This window comes from Streptomyces sp. SCA2-17, from assembly GCF_044336695.1.
On record NZ_CP117521.1, the window covers coordinates 374,648 to 398,332 of the forward strand.

General features: G+C 73.5%; 26 protein-coding genes. 12 read left to right on the plus strand and 14 right to left on the minus strand.

Annotated features, from left to right (window positions below; translation table 11 throughout):
* Window positions 1–45: 45 nt before the first annotated feature.
* Window positions 46–837, plus strand: a complete 792-nt coding sequence (locus PS271_RS01645) for a class I SAM-dependent methyltransferase (protein ID WP_398379429.1) — start codon at window positions 46–48, stop codon at window positions 835–837.
* A 146-nt stretch (window positions 838–983) separates the two neighbouring features.
* On the plus strand, window positions 984–2,081 hold the full coding sequence (locus PS271_RS01650; protein ID WP_398379431.1) for an isoaspartyl peptidase/L-asparaginase family protein: 1,098 nt from the start codon (window positions 984–986) through the stop codon (window positions 2,079–2,081).
* 27 nt (window positions 2,082–2,108) lie between these two features.
* On the opposite strand, the gene PS271_RS01655 is transcribed toward PS271_RS01650, so the two are convergent.
* The 4 genes from PS271_RS01655 to PS271_RS01670 form a co-directional block, all read right to left on the minus strand.
* A complete protein-coding gene (locus PS271_RS01655; protein WP_398379433.1) occupies window positions 2,109–2,819 on the minus strand; it encodes a hypothetical protein in 711 nt (236 codons plus the stop codon).
* A gap of 163 nt (window positions 2,820–2,982) precedes the next feature.
* Window positions 2,983–3,804 (minus strand): lysophospholipid acyltransferase family protein, encoded by an 822-nt coding sequence (locus tag PS271_RS01660; protein ID WP_398379434.1) that lies wholly within the window; start codon window positions 3,802–3,804, stop codon window positions 2,983–2,985.
* A gap of 122 nt (window positions 3,805–3,926) precedes the next feature.
* Window positions 3,927–4,772 carry an SAM-dependent methyltransferase gene (locus PS271_RS01665; protein WP_398379435.1) on the minus strand — a complete coding sequence of 282 codons (846 nt, stop codon included), beginning with the start codon at window positions 4,770–4,772 and terminating at the stop codon, window positions 3,927–3,929.
* Window positions 4,773–4,882: 110 nt separating this feature from the next.
* Window positions 4,883–5,275: a YunG family protein gene (locus PS271_RS01670; RefSeq protein WP_398379437.1), complete on the minus strand. Its 393-nt coding sequence runs from the start codon at window positions 5,273–5,275 to the stop codon at window positions 4,883–4,885.
* Between the two features lie 38 nt (window positions 5,276–5,313).
* Between PS271_RS01670 and PS271_RS01675 the strand changes: the two genes are divergently transcribed.
* Window positions 5,314–5,376 (plus strand): hypothetical protein, encoded by a 63-nt coding sequence (locus PS271_RS01675; protein WP_398386619.1) that lies wholly within the window; start codon window positions 5,314–5,316, stop codon window positions 5,374–5,376.
* Window positions 5,377–5,552: 176 nt separating this feature from the next.
* Entirely contained in the window at window positions 5,553–5,855 is a 303-nt protein-coding gene (locus tag PS271_RS01680; RefSeq protein ID WP_120757238.1) for a hypothetical protein, read from the plus strand.
* A gap of 104 nt (window positions 5,856–5,959) precedes the next feature.
* Here the strand turns inward: PS271_RS01680 and PS271_RS01685 are convergent, their stop codons facing one another.
* Window positions 5,960–6,373 (minus strand): SRPBCC family protein, encoded by a 414-nt coding sequence (locus PS271_RS01685; protein ID WP_398379438.1) that lies wholly within the window; start codon window positions 6,371–6,373, stop codon window positions 5,960–5,962.
* Between the two features lie 164 nt (window positions 6,374–6,537).
* Between PS271_RS01685 and PS271_RS01690 the strand changes: the two genes are divergently transcribed.
* Window positions 6,538–7,521, plus strand: coding sequence for an alpha/beta fold hydrolase (locus tag PS271_RS01690; RefSeq protein ID WP_398379440.1), 984 nt, complete (start codon window positions 6,538–6,540; stop codon window positions 7,519–7,521).
* Entirely contained in the window at window positions 7,481–8,575 is a 1,095-nt protein-coding gene (locus PS271_RS01695) for a zinc-binding dehydrogenase (RefSeq protein WP_398379442.1), read from the plus strand. Before PS271_RS01690 ends, PS271_RS01695 begins: the two co-directional genes overlap by 41 nt.
* 89 nt (window positions 8,576–8,664) lie before the next feature.
* On the opposite strand, the gene PS271_RS01700 is transcribed toward PS271_RS01695, so the two are convergent.
* The 5 genes from PS271_RS01700 to PS271_RS01720 form a co-directional block, all read right to left on the minus strand.
* Window positions 8,665–9,294, minus strand: coding sequence for a hypothetical protein (locus PS271_RS01700; RefSeq protein WP_398379443.1), 630 nt, complete (start codon window positions 9,292–9,294; stop codon window positions 8,665–8,667).
* 145 nt (window positions 9,295–9,439) lie between these two features.
* Window positions 9,440–11,422, minus strand: coding sequence for an RICIN domain-containing protein (locus PS271_RS01705; RefSeq protein WP_398379444.1), 1,983 nt, complete (start codon window positions 11,420–11,422; stop codon window positions 9,440–9,442).
* Window positions 11,423–11,565: 143 nt separating this feature from the next.
* Entirely contained in the window at window positions 11,566–13,233 is a 1,668-nt protein-coding gene (locus PS271_RS01710) for a sigma-70 family RNA polymerase sigma factor (protein WP_398379445.1), read from the minus strand.
* A 148-nt stretch (window positions 13,234–13,381) separates the two neighbouring features.
* Complete coding sequence (locus PS271_RS01715; RefSeq protein WP_398379446.1) at window positions 13,382–13,777, minus strand: VOC family protein; 396 nt, start codon at window positions 13,775–13,777, stop codon at window positions 13,382–13,384.
* An 18-nt stretch (window positions 13,778–13,795) separates the two neighbouring features.
* Window positions 13,796–15,022 carry an acyl-CoA dehydrogenase family protein gene (locus PS271_RS01720; RefSeq protein ID WP_398379447.1) on the minus strand — a complete coding sequence of 409 codons (1,227 nt, stop codon included), beginning with the start codon at window positions 15,020–15,022 and terminating at the stop codon, window positions 13,796–13,798.
* 157 nt (window positions 15,023–15,179) lie between these two features.
* Between PS271_RS01720 and PS271_RS01725 the strand changes: the two genes are divergently transcribed.
* Window positions 15,180–15,824 (plus strand): TetR/AcrR family transcriptional regulator, encoded by a 645-nt coding sequence (locus PS271_RS01725; protein WP_398379448.1) that lies wholly within the window; start codon window positions 15,180–15,182, stop codon window positions 15,822–15,824.
* Between the two features lie 52 nt (window positions 15,825–15,876).
* Here PS271_RS01725 and def read toward each other — a convergent pair whose 3' ends face one another.
* Window positions 15,877–16,452: a peptide deformylase gene (gene def / locus PS271_RS01730; protein WP_398379449.1), complete on the minus strand. Its 576-nt coding sequence runs from the start codon at window positions 16,450–16,452 to the stop codon at window positions 15,877–15,879.
* Between the two features lie 177 nt (window positions 16,453–16,629).
* On the opposite strand from def, the gene PS271_RS01735 reads away from it, so the two are divergent.
* From PS271_RS01735 to PS271_RS01755, 5 genes are all read left to right on the plus strand, one after another.
* Window positions 16,630–17,868 (plus strand): MurT ligase domain-containing protein, encoded by a 1,239-nt coding sequence (locus PS271_RS01735; RefSeq protein WP_398379451.1) that lies wholly within the window; start codon window positions 16,630–16,632, stop codon window positions 17,866–17,868.
* Window positions 17,869–17,897: 29 nt separating this feature from the next.
* Entirely contained in the window at window positions 17,898–18,626 is a 729-nt protein-coding gene (locus tag PS271_RS01740; RefSeq protein WP_058041480.1) for a type 1 glutamine amidotransferase, read from the plus strand.
* A 120-nt stretch (window positions 18,627–18,746) separates the two neighbouring features.
* Window positions 18,747–19,772 carry a 6-phosphofructokinase gene (locus PS271_RS01745; RefSeq protein ID WP_398379452.1) on the plus strand — a complete coding sequence of 342 codons (1,026 nt, stop codon included), beginning with the start codon at window positions 18,747–18,749 and terminating at the stop codon, window positions 19,770–19,772.
* A gap of 113 nt (window positions 19,773–19,885) precedes the next feature.
* The gene (locus tag PS271_RS01750; protein ID WP_398379453.1) at window positions 19,886–20,839 is read left to right on the plus strand and encodes a cytochrome c oxidase assembly protein; all 954 of its coding nucleotides are present in this window, start codon (window positions 19,886–19,888) and stop codon (window positions 20,837–20,839) included.
* A gap of 141 nt (window positions 20,840–20,980) precedes the next feature.
* Window positions 20,981–21,139: a hypothetical protein gene (locus PS271_RS01755; protein ID WP_398379455.1), complete on the plus strand. Its 159-nt coding sequence runs from the start codon at window positions 20,981–20,983 to the stop codon at window positions 21,137–21,139.
* 30 nt (window positions 21,140–21,169) lie between these two features.
* On the opposite strand, the gene PS271_RS01760 is transcribed toward PS271_RS01755, so the two are convergent.
* From PS271_RS01760 to PS271_RS01770, 3 genes are all read right to left on the minus strand, one after another.
* Window positions 21,170–21,598 (minus strand): SSI family serine proteinase inhibitor, encoded by a 429-nt coding sequence (locus PS271_RS01760; protein ID WP_398379456.1) that lies wholly within the window; start codon window positions 21,596–21,598, stop codon window positions 21,170–21,172.
* A 107-nt stretch (window positions 21,599–21,705) separates the two neighbouring features.
* The gene (locus PS271_RS01765) at window positions 21,706–21,906 is read right to left on the minus strand and encodes a hypothetical protein (RefSeq protein WP_398379458.1); all 201 of its coding nucleotides are present in this window, start codon (window positions 21,904–21,906) and stop codon (window positions 21,706–21,708) included.
* Between the two features lie 176 nt (window positions 21,907–22,082).
* Window positions 22,083–23,684 carry an alpha/beta hydrolase gene (locus PS271_RS01770; protein WP_398379460.1) on the minus strand — a complete coding sequence of 534 codons (1,602 nt, stop codon included), beginning with the start codon at window positions 23,682–23,684 and terminating at the stop codon, window positions 22,083–22,085.
* Window position 23,685: the final 1 nt, after the last annotated feature.

Sequence of the window (23,685 nt, forward strand, 5' to 3'; positions counted from 1 at the left end):
CCGGTGGTGAAGGACACCCTGACCCTTTGGGGTATTACTTCTGATATGTCATATACGCCGTCCGGCAGTCCTGATGCTCAGCGCAGCTTCGACGATCTGGTCGCGGAGGCCGCGGCCGTCCCCGTGGCCGGCTGGGACTTCTCCTGGCTGGAGGGCCGGGCCACCGAAGAGCGGCCCTCCTGGGGCTACCAGCGGACGATGAGCGAGCGCCTCGCCCACGTGGACGCGGCCCTCGACGTCCAGACGGGCGGCGGCGAGGTGCTCGCCGGCGCGCGCCGGCTGCCCCGCACGATGGTGGCCACGGAGTCCTGGCCGCCCAACGTCGCGAAGGCGACGAAGCTGCTGCACCCCCTCGGGGCGGTCGTGGTCGCGGATCCCGACGAGCCGCCGCTGCCCTTCGCCGACGAGGCGTTCGACCTCGTGACGAGCCGCCACCCGGCGACCGTGTGGTGGGAGGAGATCGCCCGCGTGCTGCGGCCCGGCGGCGCGTACCTCGCGCAGCACGTGGGCCCGGCCAGCGCCTTCGAGCTGGTCGAGTACTTCCTGGGGCCGCAGCCGGAGGAGGTCCGGCGCAGGCGCCACCCCGACGACGAGCGGCGGGAGGCGGAGGCCGCGGGGCTCGGCGTCGTCGACCTGCGCGCCGAGACGCTGCGCATGGAGTTCTCCGACGTCGGCGCGGTGATCTACTTCCTGCGGAAGGTGATCTGGATGGTGCCGGGCTTCAGCGTCGAGCAGTACCGCGACCGCCTGCGGGAGCTGCACGAGCGCATCCGGGCGGACGGCCCCTTCGTCGCCCACTCGTCACGCTTCCTCATCGAGGCCCGCAAGCCCGTGTGAGCCCCGCCGGCCCGTAAGGGCGCCCTCGCGCGCCGCGGCAAGGAAGCCTTCCCGGCCGTTCCCGGGCCGTTTCCCCGGTTCCCGTTCCCTCGCGGCGCTCCCCTCGGCAAGGTGAGCGGGACACCGAGCGAGCGAGGAGAGGGCCCATGCGCGTGCGTTCGAGACTCTGGATCGTTCCCGTACTCGCCGCCCTGGTGGCGGTCGTGGCGGCGCTCCCGGCGCTGTCGCAGCCGTCCGCGGAGCCCGCCGGCACCACGTCCGTGGCGGTAGGGCCCGGCCGCGGGACCCCGCCCCGGCCGGAGGCCACCGGCGTGGTGCTGGCCGTGCACGGCGGCGCCGGGACGGCGCTGCGGCGCGAGGACACCGACGCCCGTACGGAGAAGGCCTACCGCGACGGGCTGGCCGGCGCCCTGCGCGCCGGGCAGCGGGTACTGCGGGACGGCGGCGGCAGCGTGGCGGCGGTCGAGGCGGCCGTACGGGTCCTGGAGGACGACCCGCTGTTCAACGCGGGCCGCGGCGCGGTGTTCACCGAGGACGCGGGGCACGAGCTGGACGCGTCGGTCATGCGCGGCTCGGATCTGGCGGCCGGGGCCGTCGCCGGCGTGCGGCACGTGCGCAATCCCGTCTCCGCGGCCCGGCTCGTGATGGAGCGGACCCCGCACGTGCTGCTGGCCGGACAGGGCGCCGACGACTTCGCCGCGCGCAACGGCCTGCCGCCCGTCACCCAGGACTACTTCTGGACACAAGCCCGCTGGGACAGCCTGATGAAGGCCAAGGAGCACAGCAGGGGCGGGCGGACGCCGGCGGCAGCGGGCGGCGAGGCCGCGATGGGAACGGTCGGTGCCGTGGCCGTCGACCGCGGGCGGGACCTCGCCGCCGCGACGTCCACGGGCGGGACGACGAACAAGATGGCCGGCCGGGTGGGCGACTCCCCCGTCGTCGGCGCGGGCACGTACGCGAAGAACGGCACGGTCGCGGCGAGCGCGACCGGGCACGGCGAGGTGTTCCTGCGGGGCGCCGCGACCGCGACGGTCTCCCACCTGATGGAGTTCGGCGGCCGGGACGTGGCCTCGGCCGCCCACGAGGTCGTGCACGAGCGGCTGACCGCCCTGGGCGGCACGGGTGGCGTGATCGCGCTCGACCCGCGGGGCGTGCTCGCCGCCCCGTACAGCAGCGAGGGCATGTTCTACGGCTACGTGACCGCCGACGGCAAGGTGGTCACGAAGGTGTTCCCGGGCGAGTGACCGGCGCGCCTCGGCGCTCCGCCGGGGTCAGCCGGCCGTGGCCGCCTCCGTGACGTCGGCGACCAGCTCCACCATGTCCGGGCCGTACGCGTCCGAGTTCACGACCTTCAGCAGCAGGCAGAACGTGCCGTCGATGCCGTGGCGGCGGGCGAGTCCGGCGTGGTTCCGGGCCAGGTACCGTATGGCCGCCTGGTTGGTGACGCTGCGCTGGCCGGAGGCGAGGAAGACCGGCCGGCTGCCGCCGGGCCCCGTCAGCCGGGCGAGCAGCACGTACTCGGCCGTGCCCTTGTCCACCCGGTACGTCTCGCCGCCGACGGTGACCGCGCCCCCGTCCGGGCCGCCGTTGCCGGAGTCGACCCGGACGCCGGGCAGCAGGGAGCGCAGATGGGCCTCGGTGCGCCGGTTCGACACGGGCCCGCCGACGCAGAACTCGGTGCGCACGCCGATGCCCTGGCGGGCCGCGTCGTGCACCACGATGTCCGTGTGCGCGCCGCACTCCTTGATCAGCGCGGCGAGTTCGAGCAGGGCGAAGGCGTCGTGCCGCGCGACGCCCCAGCCGCTCGCGCCGGGGTCCTGGTTGACCACCAGCAGGCATTCCGAGCCGCTCGGGAGGCCGAAGAACGCCTGCTTGCGCCGGAGTTGCCGGCGCCACAGCAGTGTCCTCACGAACCAGCCGGCGGCAGCACTGATCCCGCTGGCGGCCAGGCCCAGCACGATGTTGCGCACGTCGTCATTCATGGGCGGGGAGCCTACGGGAAGCCCCGCGGGCGGCTCCCCCGGGTCTTGCGGCCGCGGTCTCCCGGGAATCGGCGGAGGCCGTGCCAGCCACGATGCGCCGCCCCGCGCGACCGCTCCGTGGCACACGCCCTGGCGGACCGCCGCCGCCGGATTCCCGCGTCTCCTACGCCGCGTGGCGTCCTTCCCCGGGCGCCGCCTGCGGGACGGCGGCCGGGCGGTCACCAGGCGTACGGTCACCGGGCGTGCGATCGCCGGGCACACGGTCGCCGGGCGTACGGTCCGGGACCGGCGCGAGCCGCGTGCCGTGGGCGGCGAGCTGCGCCCTGGCCTCGACGGCGTACATGTCGACGTACTCCTGCTCGGAGAGCTTGAGGATCGCGTACATGATCTCGTCCGTGACCGCCCGCAGGATGTGCCGCTGGTCCTCCATGCCCGCGTAGCGCGAGAAGTCGAGGGGCTCGCCGAAGCGGACCGTGACGGGGACCATGCGGGGCAGCCGCCGACCCGCGGGCTGGGCCTCGAACGTGCCGATCATCGCGCACGGCACCACGGGCACGCCGGAGCGGATCGCCATCTCCGCGACGCCGACCTTGCCCTTGTACATCCGCCCGTCGTGGGAGCGCGTGCCCTCCGGGAAGATGCCGAGGAGCTCGCCGCGGCCGAGCACGCGCACGCCTTCGTCGACGGCCGCCTGGCCGGCGGCCCGGCCGGAGCGGTCGACGGGTATCGCCCCGAGGCCGCGGAAGAAAGCCGCGGCCAGCCGGCCCTTCAGGCCCCGGCCGGTGAAGTACTCCTGCTTGGCGAGGAAGCTGATCCGGCGCCGCAGGATCACGCCCATCAGGAACTGGTCGGTGAACGACTGGTGGTTGCCCGCCACGATGGCCCCGCCGTGCTGCGGCACCCGGCCCAGGCCCTCGACCCGCGGCCGGAAGAGCCACCGCAGCAGCGGCACGAGCACCACGGCCCTGAACGCGCAATAGAACATGCCAACGCCCTTCTCCCAGAGAGGCCCCCGCGCCGGGGCACGCTACTCGCGGGTATCGATCAGGGGGAGACAGCAAATCAAGCCAGAGCGTGGCCAGTTGGTTACGGACGATTACGAGATTATTACGGGCGCCCGCCGTGCAGGATGCCCCAGCGCAGCAGACCGCGGCGCGCGGCGTCGGCCCATACGGGCAGGTTCTCGTTGAGGTGGGTGAGGTAGGCGGCGCCGATGCGGCCGCCGAGCTCCGCCGTGCGCGCCGCCGTCTCTGCGGTCAGCCGGTCGTAGTGGGTGACCAGTTGGCCGCTGTGGTCGTCGAATCCGGTGCCGGCGAGGCCCAGCTCCGCGAGCCGCTCCCGGTAGAAGGCGACGGTGGCGAGGGCGTCCACGCCGAGGCGGGAGACGGCCGGGCGCAGCACCTCCGCCGGTACGTCCTCGGCGGCCATGATGTCGGTGAAGGCCAGCGCCCCTCGGGGCTTGAGGACGCGGACGGCTTCGCTCAGCACCCGCGGCCGGTCGCCGCTGTGGCAGAAGGCCTCCAGGGAGCACACGGCGTCGAAGCTGCCGTCGGGGCACGGTACGTCGTGGAAGGAGCCGGTGACGACGTCGATGAGGCCGTCCAGCCCGCGGGCGGCGTTGACCTCGCGGTGCCGCTCGTTCTGGGCGGCGCTGAGGTTGAGGGCGACGACGCGGCAGCCGAAGCGCCCGGCCAGGCGGCGGGCGGTGCCGCCGTATCCGGAACCGAGGTCGAGGACGGCGCTGTCCGGGCCGAGCCGGTGCGCGAGGCGGTCCGCGAGCCGGTCGACGGTGCGGCGTGAGGCGTCGGCGACGGCTTCGCCGGGGTGGGCGTAGATGCCGGTGTGGATGTCCTCGCCGCCCCAGACCGCGTCGTAGAAGGCGTCGACGTCACTGGAGTCGTAGTACTCGCGGGTCGCGTCCTCGCCGCTGCGCGGCGTGCTCCGGCCGGTCACAAGTGCTCCTCTCGCTGGCGGGATCGGTCGTGATCAGCCTCGCCCGCCGCACGCCGGCGACCACAGGGCCGAACCGGCCATGATCGGGCCGTGTCCGAGCCCCCGGCCCCCTACGCCTCCGCGGAACCCGCCAGCTTCTCCAGCACCCGGGCGCGCAGCAGTTCGTACTCCTCGCGCAGGCGCTTGATCTCCGGCGGGCGCGGTATGACGACACCGCCGGTGACGATCTCCCCGGGGTGGAACTGCTCGCGCGTGAGGTCGATCTCCACCCCCTCCCCCAGGCGGTTCCACCAGTGGAAGTCGGTCCGCACACCGCCGACCAGGACCTCGCCCCGGACGAGCTCGCCGCCCAGCAGGTCGTTGAGGACGAGAGCGGTCACCCCGCACTGGTCGCGGGCCGGATTGCCCCGCGTCCACCGCGACCTGTACTCGGGTGTGCACGTGTCGGCGTCCCAACTGCTGCGGACGGCCCGTTCGATGTCGGTGAGAAGCCGAGGAGTCATGACACGCATCCTGGCACCGGGTACTGACAAGCGACCGTCTGGTCCGGGTCCGGGAGACGTACGGCCCCGGGCGCTTCTTCCGCTTCGCGCAGAGCATCTGAGTCCGGTCGGGGTCTTTTTGTGAGCGCGTTCTTGCCACATCCAAGGGCGACTTGAGAGCTTCTTGACCACGGTTCACCCACATCGGGGATCACCCGCGGGTGTGAGGGCGCGGGCCCGGCGCACGGGCGCCTAGGGTGCTGCCACGTGACCCGCTGACAGACAGAATCGAGGACACGTGGACGAGGAAGAGGACCGGAGGCTGCGGGCGATCGCACCGGAGATCTCGCACACCACCATCGGGCTGATGCGCACCATCGTCGGCCTCGAACCGGCGGAGCGGGTTCCGGAGGAGGCCCTCAAGGTGGCGGACAGGGTGCTCGCCGAGCACGGTACGGACGGGCTGCGGGTGCTCGTCATGAGCGTGTCGGGGTGGATGGCGGTCGGCATCGAGAACGTCGCGCACCTGAAGGGGCAGTCGAACGAGGCCATCATCGACGACATCGAACTGACCTGCCTGGAGGCCAACCCGGAAGGGTGAACCGGCCCCGAGGACCGGGTCCTCAAGGTACGGAAGGTGCCGGCGGCAGCAGAAGGGGCGATCCGACCCGTAGGGCGATCGCCCCTGTCCGGCATGACCCGGCGCTATCCGGCGTTCTCCGCCCGGAGCCGCACCTGTTCCTCCAGCCGCTCCAGGCTTCGGTCGAGGGCGCCGAGCGCGGCCTCCTCCCCCGGGTCGTGGCGCCGGCCGGAGAACGAGAGGTGGACGGTGACCTCGCTCGCCCCGGAGTCGTAGGGGGCCACCTGGAGCCAGCCCGTGTAGCCGCTGCCGTCTTCCAGCGCTCCCCACTCCAGCCGCATCCGCTCCCGGTCCGCGTGGAGCAGCGCGGGCGCGTCCAGGCCGGTGCGGTCCTCGTGGACGGCCACGGCCGGCGGGTCCTCCGGCCGGACGTGCAGGTCGTCCGGGAGCCAGCTGCTGAACCAGGAGACGACGCTCGCCTGGTCGAAGACGTGCTCGGGGAGGTCGGGCATCGTCCGGGAACGCTCGTATTCGCTCATGCCCTACCCATGACCCACCCCGGCGGTCCGCGCAACAGCAACGCGCCACCCGGCCGGGTCCACGCCCCGGCGTTGCCCCTACTGTTGGGTACGCCACGGATCGCATGAGTACGCCATGGAGCACGCCGGGGACCGCGCCGGCGCGACGACCCCAGGAGGACGGCATGGACAGCTCGGTCGGACACAGCTTCGTCGAGGTCAACGGAGTCAGGCTGCACATCGCCGAGCAGGGGCGGGGGCCGCTGGTCGTCCTGCTGCACGGCTTCCCGGAGTGCTGGTACTCCTGGCGGCACCAGTTCGGGCCCCTGGCCGACGCCGGCTACCGGGTGGTCGCCGTGGACCAGCGCGGCTACGCACGCAGCGAACAGCCCGCCGCCATCGGCGCCTACAGCGTGCTCCACCTCGCCGGCGACGTGATCGGCCTGATCCACGCCCTCGGCGAGGACAGCGCGGTGGTCGTCGGGCACGACTGGGGCGCGCCGGTCGCCTGGACGACGGCGCTGCTGCGGCCCGACGCCGTGCGCGGCGTGGCCGGCCTGAGCGTGCCGCCGGCGCCGCGCGGCCCGGCGGCCCCGCTGCCGCACCTGCGCTCCCTGCTCGGCGACGGGTTCTACCAGCTGTACTTCCAGGAACCGGGCGTCGCCGACGCGGAGTTCGTGCAGGACCCGGCGGCGACGTTCCGCCGGTTCCTGGTGGGCGCCTCGGGCGACAGCCCGCACACCGCGCCGCCGGCCCCGTGGGTCATCCCGGCGGGCAGCACGGCCCTGGACGCGATGCCGGAGCCGAAGGAGCTGCCGGGCTGGCTCACCGAGGAGGACATCGCCACGTTCGTCCGCGAGTACGCGGGGCACGGCGACCGCGCCTTCACCGGCGGCCTCAACTGGTACCGCAACCTCGACCGGAACTGGGAGCTCCTCGCGCCCTTCGAGGGCCGCCGCATCGAGGTGCCCGCGCTGTACGTGGCGGGCGACCGCGATCTCGTACAGGCCTTCCCGGGGGTCGCGCAGCTGCTGGCGTCGCTGGAGACGTACGTGCCGCGCCTGCACCGCAGCGTGACCCTGCCCGGCTGCGGTCACTGGACGCAGCAGGAGCGCCCCGACGAGGTCAATGCCGAACTGCTGGGCTTCCTCGCCGCCCTGGAGGCGTGAGGTGGGTGACACGATGCTCGCCGGACGGCTCGACCTGCGGTCCGGCGGCTTCGCCGTCGAGGAGATACCCGTGCCCGAGCCGGGCCCGGGGCAGGTCCGCGTCAAGGTCGAGGCCGCCGGCATCTGCCTGTCCGACGTGCACCTCATCGACGGCAGCCTCAAACCCGCGTACGCGACGGCCGGCAAGGTCACCCTCGGGCACGAGACCGCGGGGGTCGTCGACGCCCTCGGCCCCGGGGTGCCCGCCGAGTGGGCCGCGGGCCGGCGCGTCCTGCTCCAGGCGGGCGAGCGCTGCGGTGTCTGCCGCCCCTGCGAGCGCTTCTCCGGGCCGTGCCGACGGCTGCTGACGCGGGGCGTGGACTACGACGGCGGCTGGGCCGAGTACGCGCTCGCGAGCCACCACACGCTGGTCGCCCTCCCCGGCGGCCTGCCGTACGACCAGGCGGCGATCATCCCGGACGCCGTCTCCACGCCGTGGTCGGCGATCACCCTGACGGGCCGGGCCCGCGCCGCCCGCCCCGCCGGAGTGTGGGGCATAGGCGGCCTCGGCGCGCACGCCGTGCAGCTGCTGCGCCTGGTCGGGGCGGCGCCGATCGTCGCCGTCGATCCCCTGGAGGCCGCCCGGAAGCGGGCGCTCGACTTCGGTGCCGACCTCGCCCTGGACCCGGCGGACCCCGGCCTCCGCGAGCGCATCAGGGCAGCCACCGGCGGCGACGGGCTGGACCTGGCCCTCGACATGGCCGGCGTCCCCGCCGTGCGCGAACAGGCCGCCGCCTGCCTGGCCCCGGACGGCCGCCTGGTCCTGGTCGGCCTCGGCCCGGCCCCGCTGACCGTCACCAACAGCATCGCCTTCAGCGTCCGGCACCAGCAGATCCTCGGGCACTACGGTTCCGAGCCCGTGCACACCGACGAACTGGTCACGCTCGCACGCTTGGGCCGGCTCGACCTGAGCAGGTCCATCAGCGGCACCCTGCCCCTGGCCGAGGCCGCCGCCGGCGTCGAGCGGCTGCGCAAGAAGGAGGACGACCCGATCCGGCTGATCCTCACCCCGTGAGCGCCGGCCCCCTTGAGGGCCTGCCCCCTTGAGGGCCGTCCTCCGCCGGCCCACTCGGTCGGGTGAGTTCGCGGCGTGAGGCGCGCGCCTCACGCCGATGTCGTACGCCCGTTCCTCGTCCGCCGGGCGCGGAACAGGAGCACGCCGCCCACGGCCGCGATCACGGCAGCGGCCGCGCAGGCGCCGACGGCCGGGCCCGTACGGGATGAGCCGGAGGAGGACGCCGCTTCCTGCGGGGCGGCGGAGGCAGCGGCACCGGAGTGGCTCGGCGGCGCTGTGGACCGCGCCGCCGGAGCCGCCGTTGCGCCCGGAGCGGGGCCGCTTCCGGCTTCGCCCCGGGCCGCCACGTCGACCGTTCCCTCGCCGTGGCCGAGGTCCGGGAAGCCGCTGTGGACGACGACCTTCCACGTACCGGGCGGCAGGGCTTCGCGGGTGGTGTAGGCCGCCTTCTCACCCTCGGCGGCCACCAGCTGCCACGGCCCGAGGACGCGCCCGTCCCGGCCGGTGGCCGTCAGGGTGCCGGCCACCGGCTCGTCCACGGGGTCGTCGTCGTTGTCCCAGGCCGCGAGGGCCCGTACGTGACCGTCCGACGGCGTGCCGCCGACGGTGAAGTGGATGGTGTCGCCGTGCGCGGCGGCGGGCCCGGGCGCGCCCAGGACCAGCAGGGCTGCGGCGCAACCCAGCCCGGGGGCCAGGGTGGTGAGGGAGCGTGGCTTCATCGCGGCATTCCTCCAGCGGGAACGAAGGGGTGAGCAGGGCGGGGCGAGGAGGGCCGGCGACCGCCGGTGGGGGGTGTCGAACAGCGGTCGCCGGCCCGGATCAGGGGACGGCCGCCGAGGGACGGCCGTCAGAGGTGATCAGCCGTCAGGAGGAGGCCTTCGCCAGGGTCCAGTTCTGGTAGCCCTGGCCGTTCTTCTGCTGGAGTTCGAGCAGCCAGCCGCCGTAGTACCAGCGCTTGCTGATGCCCAGCACCAGGGAGGAGCCCTCGGGCTGGAGGACGTACGCCCCGCCGCCGGAGCCGTTCAGCCGCCACTTCTGTGCGGCCGTGTCCCGGCACGGCCGCTGGGCGACGTACTGGCCGGCCGCGGCCTGACCGCCGCCGCCCAGTTCGAGGCACTTGCCGCTCTGGGCCGACTTCACGCGCAGCGCGCCGCCGCCGGCGTTCTCGAAGGTCCACTGCTGGTTGGCGTAGCCGTGCCGCTGGTAGGCGATGGCGACGGTGCCGTCCGCGGCGGAGCCGCCCCACAGGTCGACGGCCTGGCCGGTGAGGCCGTTGACCATCAGGTACGGGGTGCCCGGGCGGGTCGGGGAGCCGCCGTCCGCGGGGAGGGTGCGGAAGGCCGCGGTACGGCCGGGCGCGGAGGCCTTGCCGTCGGTGCCGCGCGCGGCGACGGCGACCTTGTAGGCGGTGCCCGGCGTGAGGTTGGTGAGGCGGACGACGGTGTCCTTGACGCCGGCCGTCTTCTTCCCGTCGACCAGCACGTCGTATCCGGCGGCCGAGGGGACCTTCGGCCAGCTGACGACGGCGGAGTTCGGGGTGATCTGGCTGACCTGGGCGTCGGGCCCGGTCGCCGGCGGCCGCGTCGGGTCAGGGGTACGGGTCGGCGTGGGGCCGGGGTTGGTGGTCGTGCCGCCGCCGGCCATCAGGAAGCGGTTGTTCGCGATGTTCCAGTGGGTGGCGAGGTAGCTGCCCGGCTTGGGGTTGGTGTGGAAGTAGTCGTCGTGGCCGCAGTCCAGGCGCTGGTCACCGGTCCGCTCGGGGCACAGGACCTGCATCTTCGGGTAGTACGGGGCGTCCGAGTAGCACATGATGTCCCACTCGTCGACGCAGTGCGCGGCCTTGCTGGTGTGGGGGGCGCTGTTGTTGACGGCGCCGAGGTTGTGGCCGAGCTCGTGGGCGGGGGTGCTGCCGCCCCAGCAGCCGGAGTCCGTGCGCCCGTAGGAGGGGCCGAAGTTGCTGAGGTTGTCCTGGCCGGGGCGCTCGTCGCCGTTGAAGGTGCCGATGCCGCAGTAGACCTGGGCGTCCGCGAAGACCATGTACTTGCGGTCGCGGCGGTTGAAGCCCTTGGCGGCCAGGGCGTTGTTCATCGCCCCGAACTCCTGGAGGTCGCCCGCGGAGACCTCGACGTCCAGGACGGAGACGGAGCAGTCGGCCTCGGTGACGTAGCGGACGTGGCGCTCGCCGCCGGTCTCCTTCGCGCTGGCGTTGTAGATGACGTCGGTCTCGGCCGCCCACTGCTTGAAGGAGGCCGCGTACTGGCCGAACCGGTCGCGGCCGGGGGCGTGCACGTACAGCACCTGGACGCGGTTGCCGGTGGTGCCGTCGCCGTCGCAGACGACCTGGGAGCCGGACGACGGCGCCTGCGGGGTGCCGGGCGCGCCGGGGGCGGCGGGCGAGGCCGCCACGCCGCCCTTGCGGGCGTCGATCACGGCCGGTGCGCCGCGCAGGGCCTCGGTGGCCGAGGGGGCCTGCTCGCCGTCGCCGGTCAGGGATGCCGGTTCGGCGGTGCCTTTGGCCGCGGGCGGGGTGTCCTTGGTGATGTCGATGCCCTTGGGCGGGGCGTCCGGGCCGTGGGTGCACAGGCCGGCCCGGGAGACGCTGTAGACGCCGACGCAGCGGTCTCCCTTGGGGGCGGGCTTGAGGCCCTCGTAGACGAGGCCGCGGCGCTTGTCGGCCTTGGGCGCCGAGGTGAGCGGGGCGGGCGGCTTCTTGTGGACGGGCTCGGCGGCGGGGGCGCTCGCCGCTCCCGGCTGCGCGCTGCCGCCGCCCGTGGTCGCGGATCCGGCGCTGATGACGCCGAAGGTGATGCCGGCGGCCGCGGCGGCCGCGGCCGCCGTGAGTATCACGCGGCGGCCGGTTCTGCTGCGGCGGTGGCTGTGTTTGCGTGGCAAGGGAGTTCCCTTCGGTGGGGGCGGTGGGGGGTAGCGGACGGCCGGGCGCGGCGCGGTGGCCCGCCCGGCGGGGTGGGGTGGCTGAGGGGGACGGCTGCTCAGCGCGCGGCGAAGACCTGGAGCCAGCGCGGGCCGTCGTAGGTGACGGTGAAGCCGATGCCGATCTCGGTGTAGGCGCAGTTGAGGACGGTCCTGCGCTGCCCGGGGTCGTTCATCCACGCGGTCACGACCGCGGAGGCGCTGCCGTGGCCGGTGGCGGCGTTGACCCCGTACGAGCTCCAGCGGTGGCCGGGCACGGCGAGGCCGCGGGCGAAGGCGGACCACTGGTTCAGCGGGGTGCGCTGCGCCGTGTCCTCGGTGCGGCGCTGGGCGAAGGCGACCAGTTCGGCGCTGCGGCGGACGGGGCCGCAGCCTGCCTTGGCGCGCTCGTCGTTGACGATGCGGACGACCTCTTGCGCGAGGTCCGGTCCCGGGGCGGGCGACGGTGGGGTGTGCGTCTCCGCGCCGGGCTTCCGGCTCGGCGCGGAGGACGCGCCGGTCCGGCCGTGCGGCTTTTCCGCGGCCGGAGTCTTGTCCGGAGCCGGGGTGACGGACGGGGCCGGCGGTACGGGAGCGGCGGACTGGCGTACGGGAGTCCGCCCATCGGTCTCGGAGCGGCCGACGGGCGTGGCGTCGGTGCGCTCCGGCGCGGTCGGCGTGGGGCCGCCGGCGGTGACCGGAACGATCTCGACGGGGCCGCCGGAAGACTTCGGAACGGCACGCTCCGGGGCGGCGTTGAAGACCTGCGGGCCGCCGCCCAGGGCACCGGCCACGACGAGGGCGACGACTCCGGCGACGACGGCCCGGCGGGCCAGGCGCGCGCCGTCGCCGGACGGGGAGGGGGCGGCCGGGGAGGCGGGTCCGGTGGACGGCGCACCGCCCGGCTCCACGGGTCCCGCCGCGGCGCACGCCGTCATGGTGTCGCCCATCGCGCTCCCGGTCAGCCGGCCCAGCAGGGCGGCCCCGAGAGGAACGAGCCCGAGGCCCGCGAGCAGCCCTTCCGCGGGCACCAGCGCGGACCAGTGCCCGCCGCAGTCGGAGCAGCCGCGCGCGTGCCGGGCGATGCGCTTGCGCCACAGCGGGGCCGGCGCCCCGTCCCAGCCGTCGAGGACGGCCGCGAGGTCGGAGCAGCGCGGGGTCGCGGCGAGCGCACGGACGACGACGCGGGCGGTCTCCAGCTGCGCCTTGGTGCGCTGGACGCGGACGGCGGTGTACTGCGGTGAGCGGCCCAGGGCCGCGGCGACCTCGGCGCGGCTCAGCTCGCCCGCGGCCTCCAGCCACCACAGCGACATGACGACCTGGTCGTCGCCGTCGAGCCAGCGGGTGGCCTCGGCGGCCTGCCTGCGCTGCCCTTGCAGGCCGAGGCGGATGATCGACCACTCGACGAAGTCGGGCTCGGGGGCGGCGGCCTCGCCGACCTCCTGCGGGCCGCCCGCGGGGGCGTCCTTGCGGTCCCCGCGCTCCTTGCGCCAGTGGCTGCGTATCTGGTTCATCGTGATCGCGACGAGCCACGACCGGAAGCCTTCGGGGTCGCGCAGTCCGCGCAGCCCGCCGACCATCCGGATCATGGTCTCCTGTACGACGTCGTCGACGTCCGCGTGGCCGTTCAGGGCCCGGCCGACGATGTTGTAGACCAGTGGCAGGCAGGCGGCGACGAGCTCGCCCTGCGCGGCGCGGTCTCCGCTGCGCGCTGCTTCGACCACACCGGCCGTGCTGTCCAAGTTCACGTTCCGCGCACCCTTTCTCCGCCGCCGGAATGGCGGCCTACGTAAGGGGAGACCTGGGCTCGCGCGGCGGATAACAGAAAAATTTCGGTGCGCCGTGAAAGATCGCCGGGAAGCCGGCGGGGGGCGGGCTGCCGGGGGCTCGCGGCCGTCAGCCGCCGCTCGCCGCCACGGCGACGAGCTCGGCCTCGAAGCCGTCCTCGTTCTCGAGGTAGGCGGCGTAGTGGGCGGGCCCGCCCGCGTAGGGGTGCCGGTCGGGGAAGAGCAGGCGCCAGCCGTGCGCGGGGGCCTCGGCCACCAGGGCGTCGACGGCGGCGCGGCTCTCCACCGCGAAGGCGACGTGGTTGAGGCCCGGCCGGCACCGCTCGTGCCGGCCGGCGGTCAGGGCCGGGGACTGCTCGACGACGACGTAGAAGGCGCCCAGCCGCCAGCTGCGGCCGTGCTCCCAGTGCTGGTAGGGCGTGCAGCCGAGGGCGCCGAGGAGCCAGCCGAAGCTCTTCTCGGCCCGTCGCAGGTCCGGAACCCAAAGCTCCAGATGGTGCAGCACGCCCACGCCCCCGTCGGCTCAGCGGATCGGTACGTCCGAGATCGTACGGGCGATCACCAGCCGCTGGATCTCACTGGTGCCCTCGAAGATCGTGTAGATCGCCGCATCCCGGTGCATCCGCTCCACCGGGTACTCCCGCGTGTAGCCGTTCCCGCCCAGGATCTGCATCGCCTGGGCCGTGACCGTCTTCGCCGTCTCGCCCGCGAAGAGCTTGGACATCGAGCCCTCCGCCGACGTGAAGGGCTTGCCCGCCGTCGCCATCCAGGACGCGCGCCACACCAGCAGCCGGGCGGCGTCGATGCGGGTGCGCATGTCGGCGAGCTGGAAGGCGACGCCCTGGTTGTCGATGACGGGGCGACCGAACTGGACGCGCGTCTGGGCGTAGTCGAGCGCCACCTCGTACGCGGCGCGGGCGATGCCGACGGCCTGCGCGCCGACGGTCGGGCGGGACGCCTCGAAGGTGGCCATGGCAGCGTTGTGCGTGCGGGTTCCGCCGGTGCGGGCGCGCTCGCGGGCGCGGGCCAGGCGTTCGTCCAGCTTGTCCTTGCCGCCGAGGAGGCAGTGGCCGGGCAGGCGTACGCCGTCGAGGACGACCTCGGCGGTGTGCGAGGCGCGGATGCCGTGCTTCTTGAACTTCTGGCCCTGGGAGAGGCCCGGCGTGCCCGGCGGCACGATGAAGGAGGCGTGGCCGCGCGCGCCCAGCTCGGCGTCGACGACCGCGACGACGACGTGCACGTTCGCGATGCCGCCGTTCGTCGCCCACGTCTTCGTGCCGTTGAGGACCCATTCGTCCTTGGCCTCGTCGTAGACGGCGCGGGTGCGCATGGCGGAGACGTCGGAGCCCGCGTCGGGCTCGGAGGAGCAGAACGCGGCGATCTTCACGTCGTCGGCGTCGCCGTACATCTGCGGGAGCCAGGTGCCGATCTGTTCCTCGGTGCCGTTGGTGAGGACGCCGATGGCGGCGAGGCCGGTGCCGGTGATGGCGAGGCCGAGGCCGGCGTCGCCCCAGAAGAGCTCCTCCATGGCCATGGGGATGCCGAGGCCGGTGGGGTCGAAGAACTGCTGGGCGTAGAAGTCGAGGGAGTAGAGGCCGATGCGGGCCGCTTCCTGGACGACCGGCCAGGGGAATTCCTCGCGCTCGTCCCACTCGGCGGCGGCCGGGCGCATCACCTCGGCGGCGAAGCCGTGGATCCAGTCGCGCACCCCCCGCTGGTCCTCGTTGAGCTCCATCGTGAACTCGGCCACGCGGCCTCCCACCCCTCGGCACGGCATTACTCGCGGTAACGCGAGTATGTTACCGACCGGTAGTAGTGTCAACCGCCCCGCCTCCCGGATTCGCTGGGTGGAGCGGGTGTTACGTTGCGCAGGCATCACGATTCTCAGGGGCGGGGAGGCAGGTCATATGGAAACCAGTCAGCGGGAGGACCAGCAGCACGCGGCGGAGCGCCGCCGCCAGGAGCTGCTCGAGGCCGCGGACCGGGTGGTGCTGCGGGAGGGGCCGGGGGCCTCGATGAACGCGATCGCCGCCGAGGCGGGCATCACCAAGCCGATCCTCTACCGGCACTTCGGCGACAAGGGCGGCCTCTACCGCGCCCTGGCCGCCCGGCACACCGACGCGCTGCTCGTGGGGCTGCGGGCCGCGCTGGACGCCCCGGCCGACCGCCGCGACCGCGTCGAGCGGACCCTGGACAGCTACCTCGCGGCCATAGAGGCCCGGCCGCAGGTCTACCGCTTCCTGATGCACCCCGCCGACGAGGACCAGCCCTCCGAGGGCGGCTTCGACGTGGGGCGGCACTCGGCACCGCTGCTGCGGCGGATGGGCGAGGAGCTCGCCCAGGTCATATCCGAGCGCGTCGACCTCGGCCCGGACAGCGGCGAGCTGGCGCGCACCTGGGGCCACGGCATCGTGGGCATGATGCACGCCGCCGGCGACTGGTGGCTGCGCGAGCGCCCGTTCCCGCGCGAGCACCTCGTGCGGCACCTCGCGGACCTGCTGTGGGGCCGGCTCGCCTCGTCGGGCGACCTGCCGGGCGGACCCGGGTTCTGAGGAGACCCGGGTGCCGAGAAGGCGCCACGCACCAGAGCCCGCCCCGTACGCCCTACGCCGTACGGGCCGGCTCCGGCCGCGCCTCCGTGCGGCCCGCCCACGGCGCACGCCGTACGGCCCGCAGCGCACGGCGGCGGCGCAGCCCCGTCACGTGGTCCAGGTAGAGCCCGCCGTCGAGGTGGTCGCACTCGTGCTGCAAGCACCGGGCGAAGAACCCGGTGCCCGCCACGCGCACCCGCGCGCCGTCCAGGGTGAAGCCCTCGACGACGGCGTGGTCGTAGCGCGGCGTGCCCGCCTCGATGCCGGGGACGGACAGGCAGCCCTCCGGCCCGCGGACGGTGATCCCGTCGGCCTCGACGAGCCGGGGGTTGACCAGATGGCCCAGGTGGCGGCGGTCCTCGTCGTCCGGGCAGTCGTAGACGAAGACGCGCAGCGGGACGCCGATCTGGTTGGCCGCGAGGCCCACGCCGCCCGCGGCGTACATGGTCGCGAACATGTCCTCGACCAGCCGGGCGAGGTCGCCACCGAAGTCCGTGACGTCTTCGCAGGGGGTGCCGAGCCCCGGGTCGCCGAGCAGCCGCATGGGCCGCACACGTCCGGAACTGCCGGGGATCGAGCCGTTTCGCATGCGCCAACCCTACGGTCAACCTCGCGTTCCGTGGACGGCCGGTTCGGGCCTGCGGCCGGATCTCGATAGGCTGATCCCCGACCGGGCCTCCTGGCTGGCGATTCGGCGCGGAGGGGGCGTTCCACCACCGGCGGACCAGGGACGGGCACGGCGCCGGAACAAGGAGGATCTAGGACGATGGCAGGCAACTCGGGGCCACTGTCGCCGCGGGCCAAGCTGGCCGTGACGGCGGGCAAGGCGGCTGCGGCGGTGTCGCGGGCCGCGGGCCGCGGCAGCGGATCGGTGATCGGCGGCAAGGTCGCGCTCAAGCTCGACCCCGACCTGCTGGCCCGGCTGGCGACCCACCTGGACGTGGTCCTGGTGTCCGCCACCAACGGCAAGACGACCACGACCCGGCTGATCGCCGAGGCGCTGCGCGCCAGCGGCCCGGTGGTGTCCAACGCACTGGGCGCGAACATGCCCGCGGGCATCACCTCGGCGCTGGCGGGCGGCTCGGACGCGCGCTACGGCGTGATCGAGGTGGACGAGAAGTACCTGGCGGGTGTCGCCCGGGACGTCTCCCCCAAGGCCATAGCGCTGCTGAACCTCTCGCGCGACCAGCTCGACCGGGCCGCGGAGACGCGCATGCTCGCCGAGAAGTGGCGTGAGGGCCTGGCCGGCAGCAAGGCAGTGATCATCGCGAACGCGGACGACCCGCTGATCGTGTGGGCCGCCTCCTCCTCGCCGAACGTGGTGTGGGTGGCGGCCGGCCAGGAGTGGAAGGACGACGCCTGGTCCTGCCCGTCGTGCGGCGGCGTGATGCAGCGCCCCGGCGACGACTGGTTCTGCGGCGAGTGCGGCTTCCGCCGGCCGACCCCGAGCTGGGCGCTGTCGGGCGACTACGTCCTCGACCCGCACGGCTCGGCGTGGCCGATCCACCTCCAGCTGCCCGGCCGGGCCAACAAGGCGAACGCCACCACCTCCGCGGCCGTCGCGGCCACCTTCGGCGTCCCGCCGCAGGTCGCGCTGGAGCGGATGTACCAGGTGCAGGCGGTCGCGGGCCGGTTCGACGTGGTGCAGTTCCTCGGCCGCGACATCCGGCTGCTGCTGGCCAAGAACCCGGCCGGCTGGCTGGAGACGTTCTCGCTGATCGACGGGCCGCCGGCGCCGGTGATCCTCGCGGTCAACGCCCGCGGCGCGGACGGCACCGACACCTCGTGGCTGTGGGACGTGGACTACCCGCGCCTGGCCGGTCACCCGATCTTCGTCATCGGCGACCGCAAGATGGACCTGGCCGTCCGGCTGGAGGTCGCGGGCCTGGACTTCCGGGTCTGCGAGACCGTCGACGAGGCGGTGCAGGCCGCTCCGCCCGGCAGGATCGAGCTGATCGCCAACTACACCGCCTTCCAGGACGTCCGCCGCCGCGTCGGCAACTGACCCCGCAAGCACTTGACAGGATTGTGAGCATGAGCCAGAACAGTCTGCGTGTGGTGTGGGTCTACCCCGACCTGCTCAGCACCTACGGCGACCAGGGCAACGTCCTGGTCCTGGAGCGGCGCGCGCGTCAGCGCCGGCTGGACGTCCAGCGCGTGGACATCCGGTCGGACCAGCCCATCCCGACCTCCGGGGACATCTATCTGATCGGCGGCGGTGAGGACCGCCCGCAGCGGCTCGCGGCCGAGCGGCTGCGCCGCGACGGCGGCCTGAACCGGGCCGTGGCCAACGGCGCGATCGTCTTCTCGGTCTGCGCCGGCTACCAGATCCTGGGCCACGAGTTCATCAACGACCTGGGCCAGCGCGAGCAGGGCCTCGGCCTGCTCGACGTGATCAGCACCCGCGGCGAGGGCGAGCGCTGCGTCGGCGACGTCCTCGCGGACATCGACGAGCCGCTCGGCCTGCCGCCGCTGACGGGCTTCGAGAACCACCAGGGCATCACCCACCTCGGCCCGACGGCCCGCCCGTTCGCCCGCGTGCGCTACGGCAACGGCAACGGCACGGGCGACGGCTTCGAGGGTGCGTACAACGACACCGTCTTCGGTACGTACATGCACGGCCCGGTGATGGCCCGTAACCCGCACATCTCGGATATGCTGATCAAGCTGGCGCTGGACGTCAACGCCCTGCCGCCGGTGGACGACCGCTGGTACGAGGCCCTGCGCGCCGAGCGGATCGCGGCGGCGACCCAGTCGGCGTAGCCCTGCCGCCCGCATGACGGACGGTCGCGTCCCCCGCCGCCCCGCGAGGTTAGGGTGGCGGGGACGCAACCGGACGACGGGGTCCGGTCTCCCGCCCTGTTGCGAAGGTTTCCCCCTGTCATGCGCATTGGTGTACTCACCTCCGGTGGCGACTGCCCCGGTCTGAACGCCGTCATCAGGTCCGTCGTGCACCGCGCGGTCGTCGACCACGGCGACGAGGTCATCGGCTTCCACGACGGCTGGAAGGGCCTCCTCGAAGGCGACCACCGCAGGCTCGACCTGGAGGCGGTGGCCGGCATCCTGGCCACCGGCGGCACGATCCTCGGCTCCTCGCGCGTCCAGCCCGCACAGCTGCGGGACGGCGTCGAGCGGGCCAAGGGGCACGTGGCCGACCTCGGTCTGGACGCCGTCATCCCCATCGGCGGCGAGGGCACGCTCAAGGCCGCCCGGCTGCTGTCGGACGCCGGCCTGCCGATCGTCGGCGTGCCCAAGACCATCGACAACGACATCGCCTCGACGGACGTCACGTTCGGCTTCGACACGGCCGTCGGCGTGGCCACCGAGGCCCTGGACCGGCTGAAGACCACCGCCGAGTCGCACCAGCGCGTGCTCATCGTCGAGGTGATGGGCCGGCACACCGGCTGGATCGCCCTGCACTCGGGCATGGCCGCCGGCGCGCACGCGATCGTCGTGCCGGAGCGGCCCTTCGACATCGACGAGCTCACCGAGGTCGTCGGCCGGCGTTTCGAGGCCGGCAAGCGCTTCGCGATCGTCGTCGTCGCCGAGGGCGCGAAGCCGCGAGAGGGCTCGATGGCCTTCGAGACCGGCGCCACGGACGTCTACGGGCACGAGCGGTTCGCCGGGGTGGCCCGGCAGCTCTCCGGGGAGCTGGAGCGGCGGCTGGGCAAGGAGGCCCGTCCGGTGATCCTCGGCCACGTGCAGCGCGGCGGCACCCCGACCGCGTACGACCGCGTGCTCGCGACCCGGTTCGGCTGGCACGCCGTGGAGGCGGTGCACCGCAGGGCGTTCGGGATGATGACGGCCCTGCGGGGCACGGACATCACGCTGGTGCCGCTGGCGGAGGCCGTCGAGCGGCTCAAGACCGTGCCGCAGGAGCGGTACACCGAGGTCGAGTGCGTGCTCTGAGGCTCCTTGCCCTGCTCTGACCCGTTCTCCGGCGGGGCGCCCCCGGCCGTGGACGCGGCCCGGGGCGCCTCTACTCTGGTTCCGGCGCATCGGTGCGAAATGGGAGAGAGCGGATGGATCACAGCGGGCACGGCATGATGCACATGGACATGCCGCCGTTCACGCTGGAACGGGGTCTGCAGTTCAGTGGCGATCCATTCTTCATGATCGGCTGTCTGCTGGCGCTGGCGCTCTACGGCTGGGCGGTGGTCCGGCTGCGGCGCCGCGGGGACTCCTGGCCGGTGGGCCGGACCGTCGCGTTCGTCCTCGGTGTGCTGACCGTGTGGCTGGTGATGTGCACCAAGCTCAACGACTACGGCATGGTCATGTTTAGCGTGCACATGGTGCAGCACATGGTCATCAGCATGCTCTCGCCGATCCTGGTCCTGCTCGGCGCGCCGGTGACGCTGACGCTGCGGGCGCTGCCGGCGGCCGGGCGCGGCCGCCGGGGCCCGCGCGAGTGGCTGGTCTCGCTGCTGCACAGCCGCTACATGCGGGTCATCACGCACCCGGTGTTCACGATCCCGCTGTTCATCGCGAGCCTGTACGCGCTGTACTTCACGCCGCTCTTCGACTTCCTGATGGAGTCCAGGACGGGCCACATCGCGATGATGGTGCACTTCCTCGCCGTGGGCCTGGTGTTCTTCTGGCCGATCATGGGCGTGGACCCGGGCCCGCACCGGCCGGGCTACGTGATGCGGATGCTGGAGCTGTTCGCGGGCATGCCCTTCCACGCGTTCTTCGGCATCGCGCTGATGATGGCGTCGGAGCCGATGATCGGCACGTACATGCACCCGCCGGCCTCGCTGGGCATCGACCCGCTGGAGGACCAGCAGGCGGGCGGCGGCATCGCCTGGGCGTTCAGCGAGATCCCGTCGGTCGTGGTGCTGCTGGCGCTGGCCTACCAGTGGTACCGCTCCGAGCAGCGGCAGGCCCGGCGCTCGGACCGCGCCGCGGACCGCAACGGCGACAAGGAGCTGGAGGCGTACAACGCCTACCTCGCCTCGCTGCGCTCGCGGGAGACGTGAGGGGCGGGCGTACGCGTGAGGCGCGCGCGGGGGCGCGCGCACGGGATCTGGCGGCAGGGGCCGCGGCCGGGAGACGATGGACTCCTGGCCGCGGCCCTTGCGCGTGGGCGCGTTCCCGGGCCGCCGTGAGGAGGTGCGGGGATGTCAGGATCGGCGAAGACGATGGCGGCTCTGACGGTGGGAGGCCTCGTCGTGGTCACCGCGTATTCGGTGACGATAGGCAGCGACGGCTGGCTGTGGTTCGCGTGGGTGATGCTGTCGCTGCTGACGATAGGGACGCTGGTCGCCCGGGGGACGTGAGGCCGCCCGGAGCTGTTCGGAAGAGGCTTCTCAGAAGCGGAAGACGGGCCCGGTCGCCACGTCGAGCGCGCAGGCGTTGGGGAACGTCTTGTGCCAGACGACGGGGCGGCCGTTCCACTCGCCCTCGGCGGCCGCGGTCACGGGGTCGTACTGGCGGGTGCACCGGTGCTCCGCGCCGGTCACCCGGCCGGGGTCGCCCTTCGCCTTGTGCAGCGTCGTGCACGCCTCCGCGGCGTGCGGGTGGTGGCCGTCGGCGTCCGGGCAGCTGAGCTGCACCCCGCGGATCCAGGTGTTCTGCCCGCCGGAGACGGAGAGGAAGAGCTGGCCGTCGGCGCCGTCGGCGCGGCCGTGCTTGCCCTGTCTGCCCGGCTTGCCGTCCGCGGCAGCCTGCGGTGCGGCGAGGAGCAGGAGCGCGGCGGAGGCCGCCGCGGCGGCCACGGCGGTACGGGGTAGGGACATCGGTGCCTCCTGGAGCGGGGTGCCCGGGTCAAGGCCACCGCGCGCGGACCGCGCCCGGCAAGCCGCCGCGCCGCGCGGTCGCCCGGGTGGCCGCGGGAGGAGTCACCCTACTGCGCCCCCGCGCACGAGGAGGACGGCACGGCCGCCCGCGCCCCGGCCCGCACCGCCACCAGCCACTCCGCCCGCAACCGCTCGTAGGCCCTGCGCTCCTCACCACTGAGCATCCGGCCGCGGCGCGCGGCCAGGAACGCACGGATCGCGTCGTTGATCTCCTCGGGCGACTGGGTGAGGTCCGGGTTGACGGGCATGTGCACAGGCTACGAGGGACGGCCGCCCAAAACACCGAGAACCGTCGAGCTTTGCAGAATGCTCATCAAATGGTCATCCAGCCGGAAACCCTCCCGTCGGCACCTGAACGGCGGCAACAACGCAGGTGGCGCCCCGGTCCGGGAGGACCGGGGCGCCACGGTGCGCTGCGGTGGGGCTACTTCGCCGCGGCGGCCTTCGGCGGCTCGGGGGTGGCGTGCGGGGCGCACGTCACGTCCTTGGCGTCGAGCTTGCCGTCGACGAGGTAGGCGTCGAGGCGGGCGTTGACGCAGGGGTTGGCCTCGCCCGTGACGCCGTGCGAGCCGGCGTCCTTCTCCGTGATCAGGCGGGAGCCCTTGAAGCGCTTGTGCAGCTCCACGGCGCCCTCGTACGGGGTCGCCGCGTCCCGCTCGCTCTGGATGATCAGGGTCTGCGGGAGGCCCTTGTGCGTGGTGACCTCGATGGGGTTGCCCTGGGGGGCCTTCCACGTGGCGCACGGCAGGTTCATCCACGCGTTGGACCACGTCATGAACGGGGCCTGGCGGTGGATGCGGGTGTTGTCGCGGTCCCACTTGGCCCAGCTGGTGGGCCACTTGGCGTCCGCGCACTCGACGGCGGTGTAGACGGCGTTGCTGTTCTCCGCGGCGATGTTGCCCGCGGTGTTGGACAGGTCGGGGCCGGCGGCCTCGACGAGCGCCTTCTCGTCACCGGCGGCGTACTTGCTCCAGGTCTCGGCGACCGGGACCCACGAGGTGTCGTAGTACGCCGCGCCCTGGAAGAAGCTGATCAGCTCGGCCGGGCCGACGACCCCGCCGATGGGCTTCTTCTTGGCGGACGCCCGCAGCGTCTCCCAGTTCTTCTGGACCCCGGCCTGGGTGGTGCCGAGGTGGAAGACGTCGTCGTGCTTGGCGACCCACGTCTCCCAGTCCTTGAAGCGGGACTCGAAGGCGATGTCCTGCTCCAGGTTGGCCTGGTACCAGATGTTGTCCCGGTCCGGGTTGACGACGCTGTCGACGACCAGGCGGCGGACGTGGTCCGGGAAGAGCGTGCCGTAGACGGCGCCGAGGTAGGTGCCGTAGGAGACGCCCAGGTAGTTGAGCTTCTTCTCGCCGAGGGCGGCCCGGACGACGTCCACGTCGCGCGCGGTGTTCGCGGTGGTGAGGTACGGCAGCAGCTTGCCGCTGCGCTCGGCGCAGCCGTCGGCGTACTGGCGGGCCAGCTTGCGCTGCGCGCGCTTGTCGGCCTCGCTGTCGGGCACCGGGTCGGCCTTGGGGGCCGCGACGAACTCCTGCGGGTCGATGCAGGAGATCGGGGCGGAGTGGCCCACGCCGCGCGGGTCGAAGCCCACGAAGTCGTACGCCTTCGCGGTCTTGGCCCACAGCGGGGCCTTGGTGGTGATCCTGCGCGGGAACTTCATGCCGGAGCCGCCGGGGCCGCCGGGGTTGTAGAGGAGGGCGCCCTGGCGCTCGCCCGCGGTGCCGGTGGAGCGGGCCCGGTCCACCGCGATCTTGATGGTGGGCCCGTCGGGCTTGGCGTAGTCCACGGGAACCGTGACGTAGCCGCACTGGATGGGCTTCTCGAGACCCCAGGAAGCAGGGCAGTCCTGCCACTTGATGCCCGTCTTGGCCGCGCGATCGGCGGCCGTCTTCACACCGCGGGCCTCGGCGGCGCCGCCCGGCACGCGCTCGCTCGCGCCGGCGGCCGGGGCGGTCAGGAACCCGGCCACCAGCGCGCCGGTCACCAGGGTGCCGGCCGCGCCGAGTATTGACGTGTGTCTCACG

What these genes read in the sequence shown, in the direction of transcription:
- PS271_RS01670 (WP_398379437.1), bottom strand. Translation starts at nt 5,275, where the DNA reads ATGACTCCTCGGCTTCTCACCGACATCGAACGGGCCGTCCGCAGCAGT.
- PS271_RS01650 (WP_398379431.1), top strand. Translation starts at nt 984, where the DNA reads ATGCGCGTGCGTTCGAGACTCTGGATCGTTCCCGTACTCGCCGCCCTG.
- PS271_RS01755 (WP_398379455.1), top strand. Translation starts at nt 20,981, where the DNA reads ATGTCAGGATCGGCGAAGACGATGGCGGCTCTGACGGTGGGAGGCCTC.
- def (WP_398379449.1), bottom strand. Translation starts at nt 16,452, where the DNA reads ATGCGAAACGGCTCGATCCCCGGCAGTTCCGGACGTGTGCGGCCCATG.
- PS271_RS01740 (WP_058041480.1), top strand. Translation starts at nt 17,898, where the DNA reads ATGAGCCAGAACAGTCTGCGTGTGGTGTGGGTCTACCCCGACCTGCTC.
- PS271_RS01765 (WP_398379458.1), bottom strand. Translation starts at nt 21,906, where the DNA reads ATGCCCGTCAACCCGGACCTCACCCAGTCGCCCGAGGAGATCAACGAC.
- PS271_RS01685 (WP_398379438.1), bottom strand. Translation starts at nt 6,373, where the DNA reads ATGAGCGAATACGAGCGTTCCCGGACGATGCCCGACCTCCCCGAGCAC.
- PS271_RS01750 (WP_398379453.1), top strand. Translation starts at nt 19,886, where the DNA reads ATGGATCACAGCGGGCACGGCATGATGCACATGGACATGCCGCCGTTC.
- PS271_RS01735 (WP_398379451.1), top strand. Translation starts at nt 16,630, where the DNA reads ATGGCAGGCAACTCGGGGCCACTGTCGCCGCGGGCCAAGCTGGCCGTG.
- PS271_RS01760 (WP_398379456.1), bottom strand. Translation starts at nt 21,598, where the DNA reads ATGTCCCTACCCCGTACCGCCGTGGCCGCCGCGGCGGCCTCCGCCGCG.
- PS271_RS01660 (WP_398379434.1), bottom strand. Translation starts at nt 3,804, where the DNA reads ATGTTCTATTGCGCGTTCAGGGCCGTGGTGCTCGTGCCGCTGCTGCGG.
- PS271_RS01725 (WP_398379448.1), top strand. Translation starts at nt 15,180, where the DNA reads ATGGAAACCAGTCAGCGGGAGGACCAGCAGCACGCGGCGGAGCGCCGC.
- PS271_RS01695 (WP_398379442.1), top strand. Translation starts at nt 7,481, where the DNA reads ATGCCGAACTGCTGGGCTTCCTCGCCGCCCTGGAGGCGTGAGGTGGGT.
- PS271_RS01655 (WP_398379433.1), bottom strand. Translation starts at nt 2,819, where the DNA reads ATGAATGACGACGTGCGCAACATCGTGCTGGGCCTGGCCGCCAGCGGG.
- PS271_RS01745 (WP_398379452.1), top strand. Translation starts at nt 18,747, where the DNA reads ATGCGCATTGGTGTACTCACCTCCGGTGGCGACTGCCCCGGTCTGAAC.
- PS271_RS01690 (WP_398379440.1), top strand. Translation starts at nt 6,538, where the DNA reads ATGGACAGCTCGGTCGGACACAGCTTCGTCGAGGTCAACGGAGTCAGG.
- PS271_RS01700 (WP_398379443.1), bottom strand. Translation starts at nt 9,294, where the DNA reads ATGAAGCCACGCTCCCTCACCACCCTGGCCCCCGGGCTGGGTTGCGCC.
- PS271_RS01645 (WP_398379429.1), top strand. Translation starts at nt 46, where the DNA reads ATGTCATATACGCCGTCCGGCAGTCCTGATGCTCAGCGCAGCTTCGAC.